We start from the raw sequence: 20,573 nt of genomic DNA, 5'->3' as shown, positions 1-20,573 counted from the left end.
CCAAGGTCTGTTTGGATAGATTGGACTTCCCATCCATCCTCTAAATTGAGCAGGGTTGTGAAAAAATTCTCCGTAAACATTTTTTTGCTTAAAAATAGCTATTCCATTAAATTCGTGGTAGAACCTTTTATAAAAATCAAGGTGATGTAATTTATACACCAAAGGTAACCTCATTCTATAGGAAAAATCTACTGGGTTCGTATAAGAAACTTTCTAATCGTGAGACACATAGGAAAAGATTAATGACTAATTGGTATATATTTATTTACATTCACAGAGATCCCCTGCTTTTTTTAAGAATACTCGGATTTATGGCAAAGAGATATTATATAAACTTTTTTAAGTGACGCGAAGATTTATTGTTTTTATAATTCTCGTTCTTTTTATAAAAGCCTTCTTTGTATTTTTATTCTATCTTCGATAAGTTTTTTTATTATTTCTTTGAATTTGAAAGTATGATTATTGATGTGCGATGTAGATTTACTGGAGGTAAATCAGCAGATTATTATAGAAACCAACTTCAAAAAAGCGGAAGACTTCCGTTAATCGAATCACTTAAAGAAGGTACTGAAGAGTCCTTTTTCAAGGAAATTGAAGAGGCCGGAGTTACTACAGCGGTTTCAGCATCCGGGTTTAATCCAGGAGCAAAATTGGGGAAATATAATTTTGCAGATCGAACGACGCAGAACGATGACTTATCTGAAATTCAACAGCGAAACCCAAGAAGATTTATAGCTTGTGGTGGTTTGGATGTAAGTAATACCTTTCATGACTGCCTTACAGAGATTGTTCGCTGCTATCATGAATTAGGTATTAAAGTATTTCAGATTGAGCCTGGAAGAGCTCCGGGTTGTTTGCCTTCAGATAATAGATTGGATGAAGTCTATAGACTCTTGCAGGAGTTAGATTGTACTGTTATTATTCAGACCTCAGGGCTTAAAGGAGGGCAATATTTAGAATATGCGAATCCACATCATATTGAAAGGATAGCCGAAAAATTCCCCTATCTAAGAATAATTTGTGCTCATGGATGCTATCCCTATGTAAGGGAAGCCATAGTTACTGCCATGCGTAGAGATACAATTTGGTTAAGCCCCGAGGGATATCTTTGGCATCTTGGGCATGAGGATTGGCTAAGAGCCATTAATAAAAATTTCGAAGGATTCTCCAGCAAGTTTTTATTCGGGACTGCTTATCCCCTGACTCCAATTAAGGCTTTTGTAGATAATTTTATGAGTCTTCCCTTTAAAGAAGAGTTTTTGCCAAAACTTCTTTACAAAAATGCATTAGATGCTATGAACCTAAAAGAAGATCCCATTTTTAAAGCTTATTATTTTCCAGAATAAAATAAATCATATCTATCGAAAATACCTTTGAATTAAAATGAAGAATAAAATCAAACTCTTGTTTTTGTCTGGAGGAAGCTTGGTGGGTCGAAATCTACTAGATGTCTTATCAGGAAGAAGGGACGATTTGGAGTTGATTACATTCAATTCTATCCCAAATGCACCCTCTCTTTTTGAATATGATAAGGTACTAATTTCACCCTCTTTAGTAGAGGATGGAGATGGTTTTCGAAAATTCTTTTTGGAGAAAATACGAGCCGAAAAGCCAAATTTAATCATTCCTTGTAGAGATGAAGACGTTGAGTTTTTGTCAAAAATTAAATCTGAAAATTTACTTATTGAATACCCAATCCTGACAGGATCTTTTGAAATAGCCTCATCCTTTCTTGATAAATGGAAGAGTTTTGAGTTCTCCATTAAACATGATCTTCCTTTTGCAAAGACTATTCCTGCAGATTCTTCGGAAGAAATCCTAAACCAATTTCTATCAGGGGTAGCATTTCCAATCATTGCTAAGCCTAAAAAAGGGTTTGCCTCAAAAGGAGTAATTCTTCTTTGTAACAAAAAGCAGTTGGAGGCTTTAATAGGTAATAAAGATTATATTTTTCAAGAATATTTAGGTGATTTTAAAAAAATCGAAGAATATCTTAATCAAATTGAGATCTCAGGGATACCCCTCTTTCATTCATTTGAGGAATTAAAGATCTCTTGTCAAGCGATGGTTGGTCCAAAAGGAGAGCTAGGAGGACTTTTGGTAACTGAGCATCTTATGAAGCAGGGCGTGAGTGTATCAGTAAGTATTTGTAAAGATGAAAAAGCGAACTGGCTAGCTAGGGGTTGGATTGAAAAAATAATTTTAGCGGGTTGGGTGGGACCTATTAATATTCAATTTCAGAAAACATTAGCCAGAGAATATTTTATTTATGAGTACAATGGGAGGTTTACAGGAGCAACTTCTGCTAGGTATCATTTAGGATTTGACGGATTGGGGATTCAATTAAAACTTTGATTGGATGAATCTTTACCTTTCGCAAACTCTCCGGAAATTTGTGAGTCAGTACTTCGTATTCCAAAGAGTAAACCTTTATATATTTCCCAAATCAATTCCCTCAGCGAACAAAAAGTATGGGAGGCAAATAGCCTTACGAATTGAGATTTTCTTCATTATATATTTTAATACCTTTAAATATCGAATCGATTTTTCCCTTTAAAATTTACTCCAATGAAAAAGCAATTAATAATTTGTGGGTTGATGCTTGCAGTTTTTTCCTGTTCTGAGCCTAAAAAGGAGAGCTACACTTTTCAAGTGTCAGACCTCGAACCTTACATCATCACCTTAGCCTCAGATGAGTTTGAAGGGCGAATGCCTTTTTCTGAAGGTGAAACCAAAACCATCAACTACCTCGAATCAGAATTCCAAACCATGGGTTTAGAGCCTGGAAATGGGGATTCGTACTTTCAGGATGTACCTATGGTCTCAATCAATAGTACAGCTGCTACAGAGATGACGATCAAGTCTGCAAATGAATCTGTCACCTTCGAAGGCCTAAAAGACTATGTGATATGGACTCAGCGAACGGATTCGCTGGTAAGTTTTGAGGATGCAGAAATCGTGTTTGCAGGTTTTGGAATAGTTGCTCCGGAGTATGGTTGGGATGATTATAAAAACATTGATGTCACTGGAAAGATCGTGATGATGCTGGTGAATGATCCCGGTTTTGGCACAGAGGATGAAGCCTTCTTCAAAGGAAATACCATGACGTATTATGGCCGCTGGACATATAAATATGAGGAAGCCATCCGGCATGGCGCATTGGGAGTGCTGATTGTGCATAATACTATTCCTGCAGGATATGGCTTTAATGTTGTTCAAAATCGCTGGAATTCAGCACAACTTTACCTAGATGACCGAGGACAAGACAATTATAAATTGGGATTTGAAGGCTGGGTAACTTTGCCTACAGCGAACAAGCTTTTTGAAATGGCAGGTATGAATGAGCGGGAAATGTTAGCAAAAGCTCGGAAAGCCGATTTTCAAGCAGTCCCAATGAATTTGAAAGCAAGTTCCTCGCTTGCTGTGGAGGCGAAATATGATGTCTCTAAAAATGTGATTGCTAAAGTGACCGGCTCCACTAAACCAGAAGAATATATAATCTATTCTGCACATTGGGATCATTTGGGGATTGGAAAACCAGATGAAACGGGCGACTCAATCTACAATGGCGCCTTGGATAATGCCACCGGGACAGCAGCTTTACTTGCTTTGGCAAAAGCCTTTAGTACCGATGAGAAACCAGAACGAACAGTGATTTTTCTGGCCGTGACAGCTGAAGAGCAAGGACTTTGGGGTTCGCTTTACTATGCTCTGAATCCGATCTATGCTAAAGAAAAAACTGTAGCCAATATCAATATGGATGGAATCAATCCGTATGGGAAAATGAAGGATGTGTCGATAATAGGCGTGGGACAAAGTGACATGGAAGATTTACTTAATATAGAATTGGAAAAAGTAGGTCGGTATTCGGCTCCAGATCCTACACCCACAGCGGGCTATTATTTCCGGTCTGATCATTTCAGCTTTGCCAAAGTGGGTATCCCAGCTTTATATATAGGTACAGGAATAGACCACTTTGAGAAAGGAAAAGAATATGGAAAGCAACTTGAAGATGAGTACGTGCAAAAATACTATCACAAGCCTTCAGATGAATATGATACTAGCCGATGGAATCTGGATGGAGCAGTTGATGATGTGCAATTGCTGTACTCTGTAGGCAGAAATCTAGCGAATTCGGACACATGGCCGAAGTGGAAACCAAGTTCAGAGTTCCGAGCGATCCGAGAGGCGTATATGAAGTAAGAAATGTATTTTTTAAGGACAGTGGAATGGATAGTAATAGAATTTAATTGTGGGTTTTGGTGGAGATATATCGATTCTGAATTTAAAAAAATAGAAGAGCTAGAAAGCTATTGTTTTGATTCTTTCAAAAACAGAATGGTATTGATAGATTTAAGCTGAAAAAGGGGTAAATTAGATTGATGGGTGCTTGATTTTAAGAATGTTGTTTTGTGTTTTAGCTTATCACGAGCGGGTATATTTAATTTTATAACAATCTTATTTTAATGGGATAAATAGTAGGCGATAATAGATAGTTTTTATGGATTTAAGTTATATAATTTTGGCACATACGCTGCCAAAGAATCTGAGTAGGCTTATTTCAAGGTTGCAAGGCGACAATACTTATTTTTATGTACATATCGATAGGAAAAGTGAAATTGCTCCATTTCAAGATGAGTTAAAAGTGTTGAGAAATGTTTTCATTTTAGAAGAAAGAGTAGATGTTACTTGGTCGGATATTAGCGGTGTTAAAGCGATTTTGGTAGCTCTTAAGAAAATCACTGAGCATAAAAGAAATGGCTATTGTATTTTTGCAAGTGGGCAAGATTATCCAATTAAACCAATTGCTGATTTAAGAAGTTTTCTTGAAGCTAATTATGGTCAAAATTATATTGATTTAAACCCCATTGAAAATGTTTGGAAAGATGATGGATATAAGAAAAGAATATTCAATTATAATATCCATCCTTTCCCTAAATTAAGAACTTGGTATACTTTTAGTGATATTTATTCTTCTGAATTTTATACCACAAAAAATCTAAAAAACATCACTAAGCTAATCTTGAATTTTAATGATAGATCAGTTTTAAAATATGTTTTCGTTAAAAGAAGGCATCCTGATTATCTTAAACCTTTTGGAGGCAGCGCATGGTGGGCTCTACCTATTGAGACAATCAGTGAAATACTAAAATTCATTAGTTCTAATAAGTCTTTTGAAGCTTATCATACATATACTCATGTGCCGGATGAGATTTTTTTCCACAGTATTATCGCTCATTTAATCCCAAAAGAAAAAATAAGCAATAGTCTAACATATGTTAATTGGGAAAGGAAAAACTGTTCTCTTCCAGTAACCTTCCGTACTGATGAAGACTTTGAAGAATTAGCTCAAACTGACTGCTTCTTAGCAAGAAAATTTGAGGGCGAAACTGCAATTCTGGATAAAATTGACAGAGAATTGCTTAAAATTAAAATCTGAGGATTATGAGAATTTACTAAAAACTTATTTCATTAGGATAAAAAAATCCTTTGATTCTACTACTGTTCTGAATACTGAACAAAAAGCGCTCTGGTTTTTCCTTAAAAGCAAGTTTGTGGAATCAAAGTCTACATATCAGTAATCCAAATTTTCAGCTTTTTTGATTTAATCCCTGTTTAAAGCACCTTGGATAGTGGTTTGATTTTTAGGAATATACCATTCGTCTTTTTCGAGATCGATTCCTCCACCCATTTTTTCCTGGACCATTCGATCGACAATAAAAACTCCAATCTTCGCCATATTTTCAAAGTTGTCTATTCCATCATTTGGAAAGCCTCCGCGAGTTCGATGGATATTGAATTTGTTTGCAAATTTCCTCCCAAAAGCTGCTTCTACGCCTTCTTTGCCCAACATGAAACCTAATAGTCCTCCCCAAGTAGCTGTTGGATTATCCGAATCCCAACCTGCCAAAGTGCCGATTTTGATGGTTTCTTTCAAGTCACCTTCTCCATAAAATAAACTGACCATACTCGCACCGAAATTAATTCCTCCGGCAAAGCAACCGTTGCAGACTGAGTCTTTGGTATACCAATCATAGCCTGCTTCTTGATTGATTTGATACTTGATATGAAGGCTGTCTCGGGTAGTTTCCCAGGGAATTTCAGCCTCATAGCTAGCTTTTACAAAATCATACATGCTTGATACAACAGAGTTTTCCGGAAGCCTAGTGCTCGCTTGATCTGCCATCCAGAATAATTGATCTTTTATAGGTTTGGTTTGGTCAGCTGATGAGGCCAAAGAGTACATAATCACGTAAAACTCCGCTGCCCATTGGGCATTGAATCTTGCAGTAGTTTGAATGGGAAGTGAAGCGATTTCTAGGGCAATATCTGGTCTGGTGGGAGCAAAAAAACCAAAGATCTCAGTGGTTAATTGGGCATCAATCATTTCATAATCCTTGTTATTTGTCGGATCACTTGTCGCTGGAGGAAGTAATCCTTGCCGCATCAGATCATGAGCGGTTTGATTCGAAACCCAAAGGTAATTCTCTTTTGAAATGCCATCTTTTCCCATGAAAGGAGTGTTTTCATCCGAGTAAATATGCTTCAGCCAACCGTTTCGAATTTGTTCAGGACTTAGTGATGTGGTTTGATTCTCGTACATCAGGGATTGGTAGATGTATTCGATATCGGTATCGTCATCCGCTCCCCATACACCACCCTCATCCTCCAAGACAAAGTCAATATTCCTGCCCATGTCCATTCCTATTTCCTCCCAAATCGCAGGCTCGTCGGGACCTCCCCAATTGGCTCTGGTATAGAATCCTGCTCCTTTTCCATCTTTTCCCTCACCTCCGATTTTATCCATTTCAGTGATCAGACCTGTCCAGTTGGCAATACATTGGCCCAGCCAAAATCCATACAATCGATCTGCATATTCTGTCCTGGAAATCACCAATTCTGTTGGATTGGGGCTATAAGTCTTGTATTCCAAGTTTGGGTCAACTAGTTCTGATTGCTGGAATTCATCCTTTTGGCAAGCAGAAAATGACAGAAATAGAATAAAAAGTGCAAGGGGTGTAAGTAATTTTTTCTTCATGGGTGAATAGGGTGAACAACTCCCAAGGTAGAAAAATCCTAGCCTGCTTGGAAGTCAAATTTCAAAAAGTAAAGCATGACTTGGTTATATTTTCCTTGGATTAGAGCTTCTCTTTTCCACTTATGAATTTAATAGATAAAGAAAAAAGCGTGCTTAGAATTTAAATTCAAAGACACGCTTTTTCAATAGCGATAGGTTCAAAAAACTTAGTCGTTTTTCGTTCCCCCAACTCCGATAAAAGGAATAGCTCCGGCACCCGTAACTTCAGGAAGGATTCCATTCCATTTTTCAATAGCCTTTAGATTAGCTTCGATTTTTCGAAGCTCGATCAAATCAGGTGAGATATTCATTTTCTGAAGTCTCAAAGCCTCTGCTTCTGCGGTAGCTGCAGCAATGGTTTGCTCGGCCTCCACACGGATTCTATCCAAATCTCGTTTCGCCTTCAGTGCATTTTGCTCTGCTGTTTGCTTCGCTTCAATCGCGTCAGTGAAGGTTTGAGAAAAGCTAAAGGATACAATAGAAAATGCATCCACGGCGATATTTGACTCCAATAATCTCGATGACAAAGCATCCTTCATTTCTGTACTTACTGCTGGTCTCTTAGTGATTAGTTCCTCTGCGGTATATCGAGCAGTTACCGCTTTCATTACTTCCTGAATCGCCGGATCAATGATTCTCGCTTTAAATTCTACACCGATCGATTGGTATACCACATTAGCCTTGTCGGGAATGACGTGGTAATTCAATGCTACAGATAAGGCCACATCCTGTAAGTCAGAAGAGGCTGATGCTGCATCGGTGATTGCTTTTTGGATCTTTACATCCATCAAGACTACTGTCTGCACAATAGGTATTTTAAAGTGAATTCCTTCACCCAAAACTGTGTTTTCAACTGCTCCAAAATTCAGGACTATTCCACGCTCTCCAGCTCCGACTTGGGCCCAAGGCTTAAAGGCAAAAAGCAGGAATATAATTATCGCTACTATAATCACTGGCTTCCAAGAGCCTTTTTTCATTTCATATTTTACGTCTTCGAAATCCATTTGTCATTTGTTTTTTACCCAGACAAGGTAACCTTTTCCAAACGTAACTCCTGAATCTCGACAAAGCCTTAAGGTCTTTTAGGAATGAATAGAGATCTCCAAATGAAATTTGAGTTGGTTTTTGGCTAATATCCAGCCGCCTGACCATCCTTTCTGGACTCGGATGCGCCGGAGTAAACTCGGTTTTCTAGATCAACTCCAATTGCTTGGTATCCCCCGTAAATCCCCACGGCAAAGGAAATTCGATGTCCCATTTTCCGAAGCTCTCTAAAAACCTCTGGCGCAAATCCACTTTCCAAATTGAGTGTGCCTCCATCGGTCATGACCGATCCAGTAGGTTGAGAACTTCCGGAATGTCTCATTCTAGGAGTATCTCCAGCCTCCTGAAGATTCATCCCAAAATCCACCACATTCACTACAATTTGGGCATGACCTTGTGGCTGGACAGAACCTCCCATCAGGCCAAAACTTACAAATGGCTTTCCATCTTTAGTGATGAAAGCTGGTATAATCGTATGAAAAGGTCGCTTCCCAGGAGCGATCGCATTGGCATGATTTCGATCCTGAACATTGAATTGCGCACCTCGATTCTGAAGCACAAAACCCAAACCATCTGGAACCATGCCTGAAGCGAATTCGGAATAGATACTTTGAATCAGGGAAACCATATTGCCGTCTTTATCTGCTACAGTCAGATAGGTGGTGTTTCCTAGCTCGATTTCTAAATCCCCAGCAGGATAGCTTCGAGCAGCCTGATTTGGATTGATTAAAGCTCTTCTCTCCGCTGCATAGCTTTTGGAGATCAGCTCTTCTACTGGAATTTTGTTGAACTCAGGATCTGCATAAAACTTTGCCCTATCCTCATAGGCAAGTTTTTTGGCTTCGGTCAACACATGAAGGTATTCGGTACTCCCGAATCCCATGGCTGCAATATCAAACCCTTCCAAAATATTCAACATTTGAAGCACGGCAGTTCCCTGTCCGTTCGGCGGAAGTTCCCAGACATCATAGCCCCGGTAATTGGTGCTGATCGGTTCTACCCAATTTGAAGTATGGGCTGCAAGGTCTTCGTATCTCAAAAATCCTCCGTGTTTTTTCATATAGGAATCAATTGTTCGAGCGATATCTCCTTTATAAAAGGCATCCCGGCCACCCTTGGCGATTTTCTTATAGGTATTGGAAAGGTTTGGGTTTTTAAAGACTTCTCCTTTCTGAGGAATATGGCCATTAGGCATATAAGTTTCTGCAAATCCAGGTAAATCTACCATTGGGCTGTGGTTGCTTTCCATTTCATAGGCGATGACCTCTGAAACGGGAAACCCCTCTCTTCCATAGTCAATAGCAGGTTGAAGGAGCGTGGCCATGGGAAGTTTTCCGAATTTCTCATGAAGTGCAAACCAGCCATCCACTGCACCTGGAACGGTTACCGGAAGTGGGCCTAGATCTGGAACATATTTTATTCCTTTGTCTATAAAGTAGTCGATACTCAACGATTTTGGGGCTCTACCGCTTCCGTTAAAGCCATAGAGTTTTTGGGTTTTTGCATCCCAAACAATCGCGAAAAGATCTCCGCCTATTCCGCAACTCGCAGGTTCGACTAGGCCTAATACTGCATTAGCTGCAATAGCTGCATCCATTGCAGAGCCACCTTTCCTCAAAATATCCAGAGCAGCTTGTGTAGCCAATGGTTGACTGGTTGCTGCCATGCCATTTCGAGCCAGTACTTCTGATCGAGTGGTGAAAGTCTGACCTGTAAGTCTGTCTTGAGCCGCAAGTTGACCACAAAAAACCGCGAAGATTAAGGTGATTATTAACTTATTCATGGGTAGAAATTAAGTGAGTTTTCAAATAAACAAAAAAAGGAAGTACCTGATTTTATCAATTTTGAGATCAGTGATATAAGTATTTAAATGGTGTTTTAAAGCACTGCATATATCACTGCTACTCCAAAAAGAAAAGCCAATGGAGCAATCAATCTTACCTGAAAAGGACTAAGAATAGCTGCCCATTTTACCAAATAGGCGTGATGATAGCGTCTCGGTACAAAATATAATACCAGTGAAGTGGCGATCATAAATCCTCCAAATAATTTCAAAATATCCGGAAATCTGGACTGAGGTGCATAAATAACCAAAGCTATGGCTGGTATCAACCGGATTGTGATTTCCCCGTAATTGATCAAGTTTGTACTTCCTGCTTTCCGAAGTATTGCAAGTGCTTTTTCAGGATTAAAAAGCATTAAAATTCCTACGGAAAAGATGAAGGCCCCAAATAGAATCACGATAAATTGAGCAATTGGAATCATTTCTTAGTTTTCCATTTGATTGGGTTGGCTTCATACCAAACGGTCTTGGGTCTGTCTTTTGGATAGCCACTTTCTGCGCGGTATATTTTTCTTTCTTCAGTGTAGTCCCACCAGTTTTTGGTGATTGAGGGATTTTTTGCAAAATCAACGATCAATCGAAACTGATCTTCCACACAGGGGTCAGTCCAAAAGCCTTTCTTTCGCTCAAATTCGTCAAGTAATTTTGCGCCATCTTTTTCTTTGAGTTCGGCTAAAGAATAATAACCCATAAAAATCAAATCCTCAGCAAACTTGATCCCAACTGATGGCACAGTTTGGAATTCAGCCAAAGAAACAAGGGTTTTTACCCGCTCAGAATTGACTTTCAAAATAACTTCCAATTCATCAGGAGCAAGATCTAAAATCTCAGAAATCTTGATTTTGGCTTTTCGAAGTTTCTTACGCTCCTCTGGTGAAAGGTTAAGTTTTGGGTTTGATTTCTTGATCATGATTAGATTGAGTAGTTACCTCTTTAAAAAAAAAACAAACCCAACCAAAATCAATCGGTTGGGTTTGAAATAGCACTTTCTATAATTGGGATCAGCCCATTCCAAAACCTTCTCTGTAGGTTCTTGTGACGAATTGATTTGCTTCTTCCAAGTTTGTAATTCTAAGGTTTTCACCATCCCAAAGGAGTTTCTTTCTACCAAAGAATTCTTGCTGGCCTTTGCTGTTTTCTCTTCGAAGCATGTAGCTACGAATGGCAAGATTACCCATCAACACTGTCTCCGTCATCGGACCGGCATAATCAAAAGAAGAAGTCAGGCCTTTATGCTCCGCACTTCCAAATCCTGCTTTACAAGCATCTACCCAAAGTCGCTGATGACCGTACTCAGACTCCATATTTTCCTCAGTCTGAGGCCCAAATTCAGTCGTTCCGTCATTCAAATAAAGCTTTGGCATCAATGGAGAGGAATCATTGATATTTGTAGAAATAATACCCTTATCACCAATAATCAATACGCCATTGGCTGATCCTGTACCTCCAATATCATCATCTGCTGGGATAATGTCTGGATGAGAAGGCTTAATTCCCCCATCACTCCAAGTCATTTCGATCGGAGATTTACTTTTCGCAGTAGCTGCAAAATGCAAGGTGATAAAAGAAGAAGCTGGGCATCCTTCAGGATTGTAATCTGGAGTCCACATTTTAGAGAAGACGGTTCCAACACTGCACTCTGCATCGGTTGGATATTTCAAACCAAGCGTTCGGAATGGAATATCGATCAAATGGCATCCTACATCGCCCAGTGCTCCAGTTCCATAATCCCACCAACCTCTCCAGTTAAATGGATGAAGGTTTGGAGTGAAAGGAATTTCCGGTGCTGGGCCTAGCCAAAGATCCCATTGCAAAGCATCTGGTTTGGTGCCTGGATTTGCAGCAGGAAAAGGTCCGCCTTGTGGCCAAACTGGACGGTTGGTCCAAACTTGTACTTTGGAGATTTTCCCGATTTTATCCTCATCAATCCACTTTTGAACGACATCCAGGTAAGGGTTTGATCCACCTTGGTTTCCCATTTGGGTGACCACTTTTTTACTTCTAGCCAATTCTGTAAGTATTCTTGCTTCGGAAATATTGTGTGTCATCGGCTTCTGCACATACACATGCTTGCCACGGTCCATCGCATATTTGGCTGCTGGACCATGCACGTGATCTGGTGTTGAGATAGTGACAGCATCAATATCGGTTTCGGTATCGAGCATTTTGCGGTAATCTGCATAAAGCTTAGCATTTGGAAAATTCTCTACCGATCGCTTTGCCGACCCTGAAAAGTCCACATCACAAAGTGCAACGATTCGCTCTCTACCTTTGACGGAAGCAAGCATAATATCGCTGGCACCTTTACCACCAGCACCTATCGCTGCAATATTCAACTGATCAGAAGGAGAGGTGAATCCTACTCCTCCGAGTACATGTCTCGGGACTATGAAAAAAGACGAAGCAATCGCCGTGTTTTTAATAAAGTCCCGGCGCGATTGATCCGAAGCTACTTTTTTGGGTTGTTTCATGGGATTTGTTAATTGATTTTTGGGAAGCTTAAAATAAGGATTAATCTCTTTCAATGCATACTGCTGTTGGTTTTTTGAGAAGAAATTTTCAGTGGGAAAATGGGTTTTGAAATTTTATTTCAATAGTAAAAAATGATATTTCTCACGTTAAAAATTAAAAAAAAAGTACTTAGAATTGATTTAGATCAGTTTTTGGGAGCGTTGTGATAGTTAAATTTATACATGCTAAAACATGCCTCTGCATGATTATAAGCATCTATTCATTTTTAACTAAAATCAATCAAAGACATGAAAAAGATCATTCTTGCTTTATTCGCTATTGGAATCGCGGTTCCGTCGTTTGCCCAGGTGGTCACTTTACCAGAAGTAGTTGTGTCCGCAAGAAATTACAAATACCTGGATGATGTTAACAATGCATCTGCGGCCCAACCTGTGCAAATGCTTGAGCGCTACGCTACCACTTATGACGTTAGGGATTCGGAGTATTATGAAGATGAGTACGATAAATATTTTATCTCATTTTTTATTCCCAAGGGTAAAATACTTGCCGCCTATGATGATGAGGGTAATCTTTTGAGGACAATTGAAAAATATGAAAATGTCAAACTCCCATTGGCCGTTTCTAAAACAGCTGCAAAGGAGTACCCTGGATGGAAAATCATCAAAGATGCTTATTTAGTTAGTTATCATGATAATCTGGGAGTCACTAAAAAAGAGTATAAACTTGTCTTGGAGAAAGGCAATAATAGAATTAGAATCAAAACCGATGAGAACGGAAATATTCTTTAATCTTCTTAATAATTATTTTTATAAGGAGTTGTTGATTGAAGCAGCTCCTTATTTTTTTTGTTCGATTTGAGCTAAATTTTAAAATCAAAAATGGTTAAATGACAGATTTGATCCTGTAATCCATTTCAAAAGAGGATGAAATTGTTGATTCTGATTTTTTTAAACTTTCTATTTAATATAAAAGTTGCCTTTCAAAAAAAACATCTATTCAGAATCAAATCGAAATCGATACCTCAAATAAGGTTAGAAATTTTTTGCAACAGGATGGTTAATTACTACTTAAAAAATTACTTTAGATAAAAATTAGGATTATTAACCTTTGAAGTCCCCTGTTTTACACCTCGCAAAATGAAAATCGGAGTAGTTAAAGAAGTCAAAGAATTCGAAAGACGCGTTGCCCTTACCCCTGATGTGGTCAAGCAGCTTTTAAAGAAGGAATATACGGTCTTGATAGAAACTGGCGCGGGTGCCGGTTCTTATTTTTCAGATCAGGATTATTTAGATGCTGGTGCTCAGATGGTTTCAAAGTCAGAAGTATTGGCTTCGGATATCATTTTGAAAGTTAATCCGATGACATTGGAGGAGGTTGCAGAAGTCAGAGAAGGGATATCCTGTATTTCCTTTTTGTATGCCTACACGCATCCTGAATTGATAAAAGCTTTTCTCCAAAAGAAAATCACAGCGATCGCCATGGATGCTGTTCCCCGGATTTCACGAGCTCAAAAAATGGATGCCTTAAGTTCTCAGGCTAATCTGGCTGGATATAAATCTGTGATTTTGGGAGCCAATTATCTTGGAAAAATCTTCCCCTTGATGATGACCGCATCAGGTACCATCACGCCGGCAAAAGTTTTAATCTTTGGAGCTGGGGTGGCAGGTTTGCAAGCTATCGCGACTGCAAAGCGATTAGGAGCCATAGTCGAAGTATCTGATGTGCGACCGGAAACCAAAGAGCAAGTAGAATCCCTGGGAGGAAGATTTCTGACCGTTGAAGGAGCTGAAGCAGTCAAAGTGGAAGGTGGCTATGCTGCTGAGGTTTCGGCAGATTTTCTTGCGAAACAAAAGAAATTGATTGAAGATAAAATTAAAGATGCTGATCTAGTTATTACCACTGCGCTGGTGATGGGGAAAAAATCTCCGATTCTAGTTACAGAGGAAATGGTGAAAAGCATGAAAACCGGTTCGGTGATCGTCGATATGGCTGTCGAGTCAGGAGGTAATTGCGAAATTTCAGAAATCAATAAAACAGTGGTTAAACATGGAGTGACGCTAGTAGGAGAGTCCAATCTACCTTCGCTGCTTCCTGTGAATGCAAGTCAGTTGTACGCTACAAATATCAGTACCCTGCTGCTGCATTTGAGTACCAAAGACAGCTTGAATTTAGATCTTGATGAGGAAATCACACGAGGTTCGGTGATTACTCATGATGGTATTTTGATCCATGAATTCACCAAAAAAATCCTGAATCACTAAACCATAATTTTATGAATGCAGATTCACTTATTATACTGATTTATATATTAGTCTTAGCCAGTTATCTCGGTTTTGAACTGATTAACAAAGTGCCTCCTACGCTTCATACACCACTGATGTCGGGTTCGAATGCTATTTCAGGAATTACCATCGTCGGTGCGTTGATCGCTTGCAACGAATTGGGCTATGGAACTCTGAGCAAATGGTTAGGGATGCTGGCTTTAATTCTAGCAACCATCAATGTGGTCGGCGGCTACGCAGTGACCGATCGTATGCTTAAAATGTTTAAGAAGAAATGAGCACACTGATCCAAGTAGCCTATCTGATCTCCTCGATTCTCTTTATCCTCGGGATCAAAAAATTGGGTAAAACCAAAAGTGCACGCGAAGGTAACTTGTATTCTGCTGTTGGGATGCTGATTGCCATCGCGGCGACTTTGTACACGGTGAATATCCTTTCATTTGTAGAGATTTTTATATGTATCCTCATTGGGGGAGCAATAGGTCTTTATGTTTCGCAGAAAGTAGAGATGACCAAAATACCTGAGATGGTCGCTTTATTTAATGGTTTTGGAGGTCTAGCATCTTTTTCAGTGGCGCTTTCAGACTATTTCCTGAAAACACAAGAAATCTCCACGTATCCAGATTCGGTTAATTCGGTCAGTATTATCGTCTCGGTCTTGATCGGTGGAGTGACTTTTACAGGTTCCATGATCGCTTTTATGAAGTTGGACGGAAAAATTTCCGGTTCACCAATCACGTTCAAAGGGCAGCATCCGATCAATTTGATTCTCTTGATTGCCTTTATTATTGCCGGTGTTTTGACTTTCATGAACCCAGGCGATCCGATTTTTATGATTGCATTGATTGTGATTTCCTTACTTCTGGGGATCCTGACTGTGATTCCAATTGGAGGTGCAGATATGCCAGTTGTGATTTCTCTTTTGAATTCATACTCGGGAATGGCCGCTTGTGCGACCGGTTTTATCTTGAATAATAATGTGCTCATCGTGGCAGGTTCACTGGTTGGAGCTTCGGGAATTATCCTGACTCAAATCATGTGCAAGGCCATGAACCGATCCTTGACTAATGTACTGCTAGGAGGTTTTGGACAGACTGTTTCCGGTCCAGCCGCTGATGGACCGCAAATCGTGGTGAAAGAGATAGGAGTGGAGGAGACTGCGATGTTATTCGATTCAGCTTCTTCGGTTATAGTAGTTCCGGGATACGGAATGGCCGTAGCCCAAGCCCAGCACGTAATTCGAGAGTTGATGGAGCAGTGCGAAAAACGAAATATAGATTTCAAGTTCGCTATTCATCCTGTGGCAGGTAGGATGCCGGGACATATGAATGTCTTATTGGCAGAAGCGAATATTTCCTATGATAAATTGATTGAGATGGAAGCGATCAATGATGAGTTTCCAAATACCGATTTAGTTTTTGTGGTCGGAGCAAATGATGTAGTGAATCCAGCAGCTCGAACTAATCCTCAAAGCCCAATTTACGGAATGCCAATCTTGAATGCCGACAAAGCAAAGACTGTGATCGTGAGCAAGCGAAGTATGGGAAAAGGCTATGCAGGAATTGAGAATGAGCTTTTTGGCTATCCAAACTGCCTGATGCTTTTCGGCGATGCTAAGCAGACCATTACCAAAGTGGTGAGTGAGATGAAGGAAATGTAAAGGGATTTTAGATTTCAGATTTAGGATTTACGAGATTTTGGAAAAACGGCTGCGGTTCGTGTCTTCACGAAACGCAGTAAATTATTCCCAACCACCAAGATCACAGGGGTCACCACTGAGGGCACAAAGGTTTTTTAACCACGGAGGCCACGAAGGATAGGGCGAAGTTCACCTTTGCAGCGGTTTGTTTCTTCAAGAAATGCAATAGTTCTCACTCAAAATGTTACTCCGACTTTTCTATTTCTTCCTGTTCTTTTTTCTTGGCAAAAAAGAACCAATCCCGATAGCAATCAGGACAAGACGCAATAAAGCTTCCTCCGCACAGCCCGGCGCCGGCCCGCTATTGCGTCCTCCCCCTCGCGCCGTAAAAAGTAATTATTCGATTAGAAGAATGTTTCTTGCCTCATCGGCGCCGACATGGTTCGTGTCTTCACGAAACGCAATCTAAAAAGTATTCACACCGATGAACTGCATTTTTCGATAAATACGAGTGAAGACACTCGCTTGGCTCCAACTTAAATCTGATATGGACTTTTTATCGCCAGAATGAAAGCTGCTAAGCTTGGCACTGCGATCAAATAAAAAGGGATGCTAAACAGAATTACTAAGAACAGCAGAAAGAAAGCTCCCATGATTGCTTTCGTCCAATCGATATGTTGAGATTGAAATACGATTAGCCCGAGTAGCCCTAAATTTATGGAGACAAAGAAGAAACTTAGGTTCAATGCGATCAGTCCAAAATCTTGAGTCTTAAATTTGATTCCGATCAGGATCAACTCCGGTAAGATAAAGAGTATTAAACTAGTCAGATGCTGGCGGATTTTTAGGAAAAAGGATCGGGGAAGATTTAAGAAATAACTCAATTCTTCTGCATCAAATCTTACCTTTTCCATCCAAACTGGAAAGTGAATAAAAGCAGCACATAGCAAGCCGAAGGCAATCCATCTTAGATCATACCCTCCGGACTCATAGGAGAAAAAGAACCCGTTTAATAGGATCAATGAAACGAGTTTGACTGCAATAATCAGAATAGGTCTATTGGTGGCTAAATGTTTCAAAAACCAAAAACCGAATGGGATCCTTGGAAATAGGACTGATTTTGAAATCACCCTATCCGGAAAAGGACGACGGAGTTTGAAATAGAATAAGATGAAATCCAGACTAAAAACTCCTAGAACAAAGAACCAGAGCAGAATGGGCTTTAGCAGAATTTGACTGCGTAAACCGATATAGCTTAGAAATACGGCATAAATCAAGAGTAATGCATGTGTTTTGGTCCAAATGCTGAGCTGAATTTTCAAAAGTTTTGGAACTGAGAAAAAGGCCAAGGAATGAAAAATCCTATAGCGGGATTCATTCATCAAATTGAGTTGGTAACGCTCTTGGAAGATTCCAAAAATCAAAAAAGCCCCAAGAACTCCAAGGAAAAATTTATCATTTTCAAGCACTCGTTCAGCAAGCAAGACATGCTGTTTGAACTCCATGAAAACTGTGGAGATTAAAATAACTAGAATGAAAAAGCCAAGAAAGGCCTTGTAAAATGGGATTACGAAGGATTTGGTATAAAAATCATCCATAAACCTTGCTCAATTTTCCATCCGCGATTTCCAGAATGGAGCTGTATTCAAAAAGCTTTTCAAAGTCTGCCAAATGGGAAGTGATTAAAAAGCTTTTGCCCTCGGCAACATGGGATAGTACCAATTTTTTCAGGCGATCCTGAGTTTCTACGTCAATGGTGGTAAATGGCTCATCCAAAATGATCAGTTGAGGATTTCCAAGAAATGCCAAAATTAATCCGGCTTTCTTCAGCATTCCGGAGGAGTAGGAGGCGAGGGGATTTTTGGCATAATCACCAATTCCCAATTCAGTTTTTAAATGGCTGATTTGAGCAGCATCGGCTCCTTTTGTACTAGCCACGAAGGCAATCAGTTCATTCAGATTCAAGAAGTCAGGAAACATTGGCTCAGCATCGGAGTAGTTGACCATTTTCCGAAACCGAACTGGGTCTTTTTTGATAGCAATTCCTTCAAGCGTTATGTCACCTTCAAAATCATGAATTCCAGCTATAGCTTTGAGTAAGGTGGACTTTCCGCTGCCATTTTCCCCCTTGATCAGATGGATTCCTCCTTGAAGCTGAAGCGAGTCGATTTTTATCTCGAATCCAGTAGAATAAGATTTTTTGAATTGGGAGATTTCGAGCATGGGGTTTTCAATTCTTCAATTTTCAAGAATCAAAGTAGGAAATTGTAGGAATAGCTCTGAATTAAAAAATGTGAATGGAATGAAGGTTAATACCTCAATCTGATTCGAGCCATAGATCCAGGCCGTATCTTCATGGGCTTCAGTTTTCGATAATTTTTTTTACCGCGAAGTTCACAAAGATTATCAAAGAGGTCGAAAAGGGCTTCAAGAACCTCAAAAGCTAAATTCAATATGCAAAACACAGCAACTTTTCACCACACCCCAGAGGGGTGAGATATTGGTAGAAATCTGGATCGAAACATTTTTCTTTGTGGTCTCCGTCGCCGTGGTTCCGTCGCCGTGGTTCGTGTCATCACGAACCGGATTCAAAGAATTGGTTAAGCTGCTGAAGCTGTTCTTTGATAACAAGTTTTTAAAGTAAATGCATTTCAAGTTTAAATTCCTGAATATCAATCTACAAAAATTAAAAGTATAAGAAAATCAGAATTTTAGTCAAACTTAATTTGCAATAGTTGAAAACTATTTTTTAATTGTGAAAATTTAATTTTTAAATATGATAACCAAAAACAACCAAAAACAACCAAAAACAACCTTTTATTAGCTGTTTTTGCGATTTGTAGCATTGCATACCTCTTCACTTCCTGTATTGAGGATGAAGTAGAAAAAATTGAAGTTCCCCTCACATCAGAGGTCTTAGATGCGAAGACTTGGTTTGAGTCCAATGAAACCTCCTTTTAGGATCAAGGCTCTGAAAATGCAAGAATCAATGCCAAGGAAATTCGGAAAAAAGTAAACTGGGATCGATCCAAGACCTTCGTTCAAGCTGATGGGAAGAAGGTAATCGAAGTGCAACTGGACTATGAAGATTTAATTGTGCCGGAGCATTTGATTGGGCCTTCCTTTTCCCAAGAGACCATTCTTCACACTTTGATATTATTCCCAAAAGCAAATGGAAAATATGTTCCATATATCCTAAAAATCTATCCGGATGATAAGGAAAAGAAATTTAAGCTTTCAGATTTTCTGAATGGAGGGTACCAAAAAATACCTACTGACTTCTCAGGAAAGTATTTGTTTTACAAATGGAATGAAAAACTTATTGGAGGCTGGAGAATCAAGGCTGGTGAAAAGGTCAAAAGAATCAAGCCTGTAAAAAAAGACAATCAAAAGACCAGTCAAGAAAATTCAAAAGTATTACTAGAGTCTGTTTGTTATGAAGTAACTTATACTGAGTATCAGGTTACTTGCCAAGAGGGGTTTGGTTGTAGCGATCGACAAGTTTTGGATAGGTATGTTACCATGGAATGCGAATATTATGAAACGACTCCACCAGTCCTCGATGACGAAGGATGGGGTGGCGGAGGAGGAACAACTCCACCTGAAACTGATCCTTGCGAAGTTCCTGATGGGAATATCATTGGGTTGAGGGTGGATTGTGAGAATGTGTCAGCTGACGATGTAATTGATTATATAACAAATCATTTTAATATAGAATTAAAAGAATGTGAGAAACAATTAATAAAATCTGACCCAAAATATATTGCAGATGCGTTGGCAGTGTATTTTAATAGAGATATTGCTCAAAGCAAAGCAGTAATAATTTTCGGAATTAATGGTAGAAATGATTGTTCAGATGCTTTTAGACATGCATATTGGAATGCTTTAAACGTTCAAAGCATTGGTGTTGGGAGTGCATTGCTTTTTGGATCTGCACATGAGTGTCAACCACCTAATACAAATTTCGAATCAGAGATGGATTTTTTTAATAATGATATTGGCATAGGTATTGGATTCAGTAATCTTGGTGTTTCAATCGATATCCTAGCTAACTTAGTATTAGAGTCCTTACATCAAGGAAGGATGAAAATTATTACGGGATAGTTCATTAAACTGTGTCTAGGTTTAAATTTATGTTTCAAAGGACTGGCAGAGGAGGCCGTAGGCCGACGAAGCCAGTCCTTTGAAAACTAGTTTTTCAGAGGTATTCTTTCT

General features: G+C 39.3%; 17 protein-coding genes. 9 read left to right on the top strand and 8 right to left on the bottom strand.

The features are described 5' to 3' along the window. Nucleotides 1–455: 455 nt before the first annotated feature. The 4 genes from P8O16_RS00930 to P8O16_RS00915 all read left to right on the top strand — a co-directional run bounded on the left by P8O16_RS00930 (nucleotide 456) and on the right by P8O16_RS00915 (nucleotide 5,440). On the top strand, nucleotides 456–1,346 hold the full coding sequence (locus P8O16_RS00930; RefSeq protein WP_300309920.1) for an amidohydrolase family protein: 891 nt from the start codon (nucleotides 456–458) through the stop codon (nucleotides 1,344–1,346). 37 nt (nucleotides 1,347–1,383) lie between these two features. Continuing rightward, on the top strand, nucleotides 1,384–2,355 hold the full coding sequence (locus tag P8O16_RS00925; RefSeq protein ID WP_300309918.1) for a hypothetical protein: 972 nt from the start codon (nucleotides 1,384–1,386) through the stop codon (nucleotides 2,353–2,355). 213 nt (nucleotides 2,356–2,568) lie between these two features. After that, nucleotides 2,569–4,203 carry a M28 family metallopeptidase gene (locus P8O16_RS00920; protein WP_300309916.1) on the top strand — a complete coding sequence of 545 codons (1,635 nt, stop codon included), beginning with the start codon at nucleotides 2,569–2,571 and terminating at the stop codon, nucleotides 4,201–4,203. A 319-nt stretch (nucleotides 4,204–4,522) separates the two neighbouring features. Further along, nucleotides 4,523–5,440 carry a beta-1,6-N-acetylglucosaminyltransferase gene (locus P8O16_RS00915; RefSeq protein WP_300309914.1) on the top strand — a complete coding sequence of 306 codons (918 nt, stop codon included), beginning with the start codon at nucleotides 4,523–4,525 and terminating at the stop codon, nucleotides 5,438–5,440. 165 nt (nucleotides 5,441–5,605) lie between these two features. On the opposite strand, the gene P8O16_RS00910 is transcribed toward P8O16_RS00915, so the two are convergent. The 6 genes from P8O16_RS00910 to P8O16_RS00885 form a co-directional block, all read right to left on the bottom strand. After that, nucleotides 5,606–7,039: an ADP-ribosylglycohydrolase family protein gene (locus P8O16_RS00910; protein ID WP_300309912.1), complete on the bottom strand. Its 1,434-nt coding sequence runs from the start codon at nucleotides 7,037–7,039 to the stop codon at nucleotides 5,606–5,608. 206 nt (nucleotides 7,040–7,245) lie between these two features. After that, complete coding sequence (locus P8O16_RS00905; RefSeq protein ID WP_300309910.1) at nucleotides 7,246–8,082, bottom strand: prohibitin family protein; 837 nt, start codon at nucleotides 8,080–8,082, stop codon at nucleotides 7,246–7,248. 125 nt (nucleotides 8,083–8,207) lie between these two features. Beyond that, nucleotides 8,208–9,905, bottom strand: a complete 1,698-nt coding sequence (gene ggt, locus P8O16_RS00900; RefSeq protein ID WP_300309907.1) for a gamma-glutamyltransferase — start codon at nucleotides 9,903–9,905, stop codon at nucleotides 8,208–8,210. 95 nt (nucleotides 9,906–10,000) lie between these two features. Then, nucleotides 10,001–10,387, bottom strand: coding sequence for a hypothetical protein (locus tag P8O16_RS00895; protein ID WP_300309905.1), 387 nt, complete (start codon nucleotides 10,385–10,387; stop codon nucleotides 10,001–10,003). Beyond that, nucleotides 10,384–10,875 carry a helix-hairpin-helix domain-containing protein gene (locus tag P8O16_RS00890; RefSeq protein WP_300309903.1) on the bottom strand — a complete coding sequence of 164 codons (492 nt, stop codon included), beginning with the start codon at nucleotides 10,873–10,875 and terminating at the stop codon, nucleotides 10,384–10,386. Before P8O16_RS00890 ends, P8O16_RS00895 begins: the two co-directional genes overlap by 4 nt. A gap of 91 nt (nucleotides 10,876–10,966) precedes the next feature. Next, nucleotides 10,967–12,436 (bottom strand): Gfo/Idh/MocA family oxidoreductase, encoded by a 1,470-nt coding sequence (locus P8O16_RS00885; protein WP_300309901.1) that lies wholly within the window; start codon nucleotides 12,434–12,436, stop codon nucleotides 10,967–10,969. 288 nt (nucleotides 12,437–12,724) lie between these two features. On the opposite strand from P8O16_RS00885, the gene P8O16_RS00880 reads away from it, so the two are divergent. From P8O16_RS00880 to P8O16_RS00865, 4 genes are all read left to right on the top strand, one after another. After that, nucleotides 12,725–13,225 (top strand): nicotinate-nucleotide adenylyltransferase, encoded by a 501-nt coding sequence (locus P8O16_RS00880; RefSeq protein ID WP_300309899.1) that lies wholly within the window; start codon nucleotides 12,725–12,727, stop codon nucleotides 13,223–13,225. Between the two features lie 348 nt (nucleotides 13,226–13,573). Further along, nucleotides 13,574–14,698 carry a Re/Si-specific NAD(P)(+) transhydrogenase subunit alpha gene (locus P8O16_RS00875; protein WP_300309897.1) on the top strand — a complete coding sequence of 375 codons (1,125 nt, stop codon included), beginning with the start codon at nucleotides 13,574–13,576 and terminating at the stop codon, nucleotides 14,696–14,698. 11 nt (nucleotides 14,699–14,709) lie between these two features. Next, nucleotides 14,710–14,997: an NAD(P) transhydrogenase subunit alpha gene (locus P8O16_RS00870; RefSeq protein ID WP_300309895.1), complete on the top strand. Its 288-nt coding sequence runs from the start codon at nucleotides 14,710–14,712 to the stop codon at nucleotides 14,995–14,997. Beyond that, nucleotides 14,994–16,379, top strand: coding sequence for an NAD(P)(+) transhydrogenase (Re/Si-specific) subunit beta (locus P8O16_RS00865; RefSeq protein ID WP_300309893.1), 1,386 nt, complete (start codon nucleotides 14,994–14,996; stop codon nucleotides 16,377–16,379). The genes P8O16_RS00870 and P8O16_RS00865 overlap by 4 nt, the downstream gene beginning before the upstream one ends. A gap of 515 nt (nucleotides 16,380–16,894) precedes the next feature. On the opposite strand, the gene P8O16_RS00860 is transcribed toward P8O16_RS00865, so the two are convergent. Both P8O16_RS00860 and P8O16_RS00855 read right to left on the bottom strand, forming a co-directional pair. Further along, nucleotides 16,895–17,956: a hypothetical protein gene (locus tag P8O16_RS00860; protein WP_300309891.1), complete on the bottom strand. Its 1,062-nt coding sequence runs from the start codon at nucleotides 17,954–17,956 to the stop codon at nucleotides 16,895–16,897. Next, entirely contained in the window at nucleotides 17,949–18,581 is a 633-nt protein-coding gene (locus tag P8O16_RS00855; RefSeq protein ID WP_300309889.1) for an ABC transporter ATP-binding protein, read from the bottom strand. Before P8O16_RS00855 ends, P8O16_RS00860 begins: the two co-directional genes overlap by 8 nt. Before the next feature lie 846 nt (nucleotides 18,582–19,427). On the opposite strand from P8O16_RS00855, the gene P8O16_RS00850 reads away from it, so the two are divergent. After that, nucleotides 19,428–20,462, top strand: a complete 1,035-nt coding sequence (locus P8O16_RS00850; RefSeq protein ID WP_300309887.1) for a hypothetical protein — start codon at nucleotides 19,428–19,430, stop codon at nucleotides 20,460–20,462. Nucleotides 20,463–20,573: the final 111 nt, after the last annotated feature.

This window comes from Algoriphagus sp., from assembly GCF_029254265.1.
Taxonomy (GTDB): Bacteria; Bacteroidota; Bacteroidia; order Cytophagales; family Cyclobacteriaceae; genus Algoriphagus.
This window is presented reverse-complemented; position numbering and strand designations above follow the sequence as displayed.

Bases quoted from the DNA above. Each gene is read 5' to 3' on its own strand.
- P8O16_RS00920 (WP_300309916.1), top strand. From the start codon at position 2,569: ATGAAAAAGCAATTAATAATTTGTGGGTTGATGCTTGCAGTTTTTTCC.
- P8O16_RS00855 (WP_300309889.1), bottom strand. From the start codon at position 18,581: ATGCTCGAAATCTCCCAATTCAAAAAATCTTATTCTACTGGATTCGAG.
- ggt (WP_300309907.1), bottom strand. From the start codon at position 9,905: ATGAATAAGTTAATAATCACCTTAATCTTCGCGGTTTTTTGTGGTCAA.
- P8O16_RS00860 (WP_300309891.1), bottom strand. From the start codon at position 17,956: ATGGATGATTTTTATACCAAATCCTTCGTAATCCCATTTTACAAGGCC.
- P8O16_RS00880 (WP_300309899.1), top strand. From the start codon at position 12,725: ATGAAAAAGATCATTCTTGCTTTATTCGCTATTGGAATCGCGGTTCCG.
- P8O16_RS00870 (WP_300309895.1), top strand. From the start codon at position 14,710: ATGAATGCAGATTCACTTATTATACTGATTTATATATTAGTCTTAGCC.
- P8O16_RS00895 (WP_300309905.1), bottom strand. From the start codon at position 10,387: ATGATTCCAATTGCTCAATTTATCGTGATTCTATTTGGGGCCTTCATC.
- P8O16_RS00930 (WP_300309920.1), top strand. From the start codon at position 456: ATGATTATTGATGTGCGATGTAGATTTACTGGAGGTAAATCAGCAGAT.
- P8O16_RS00925 (WP_300309918.1), top strand. From the start codon at position 1,384: ATGAAGAATAAAATCAAACTCTTGTTTTTGTCTGGAGGAAGCTTGGTG.
- P8O16_RS00865 (WP_300309893.1), top strand. From the start codon at position 14,994: ATGAGCACACTGATCCAAGTAGCCTATCTGATCTCCTCGATTCTCTTT.
- P8O16_RS00885 (WP_300309901.1), bottom strand. From the start codon at position 12,436: ATGAAACAACCCAAAAAAGTAGCTTCGGATCAATCGCGCCGGGACTTT.
- P8O16_RS00910 (WP_300309912.1), bottom strand. From the start codon at position 7,039: ATGAAGAAAAAATTACTTACACCCCTTGCACTTTTTATTCTATTTCTG.
- P8O16_RS00875 (WP_300309897.1), top strand. From the start codon at position 13,574: ATGAAAATCGGAGTAGTTAAAGAAGTCAAAGAATTCGAAAGACGCGTT.
- P8O16_RS00890 (WP_300309903.1), bottom strand. From the start codon at position 10,875: ATGATCAAGAAATCAAACCCAAAACTTAACCTTTCACCAGAGGAGCGT.
- P8O16_RS00905 (WP_300309910.1), bottom strand. From the start codon at position 8,082: ATGGATTTCGAAGACGTAAAATATGAAATGAAAAAAGGCTCTTGGAAG.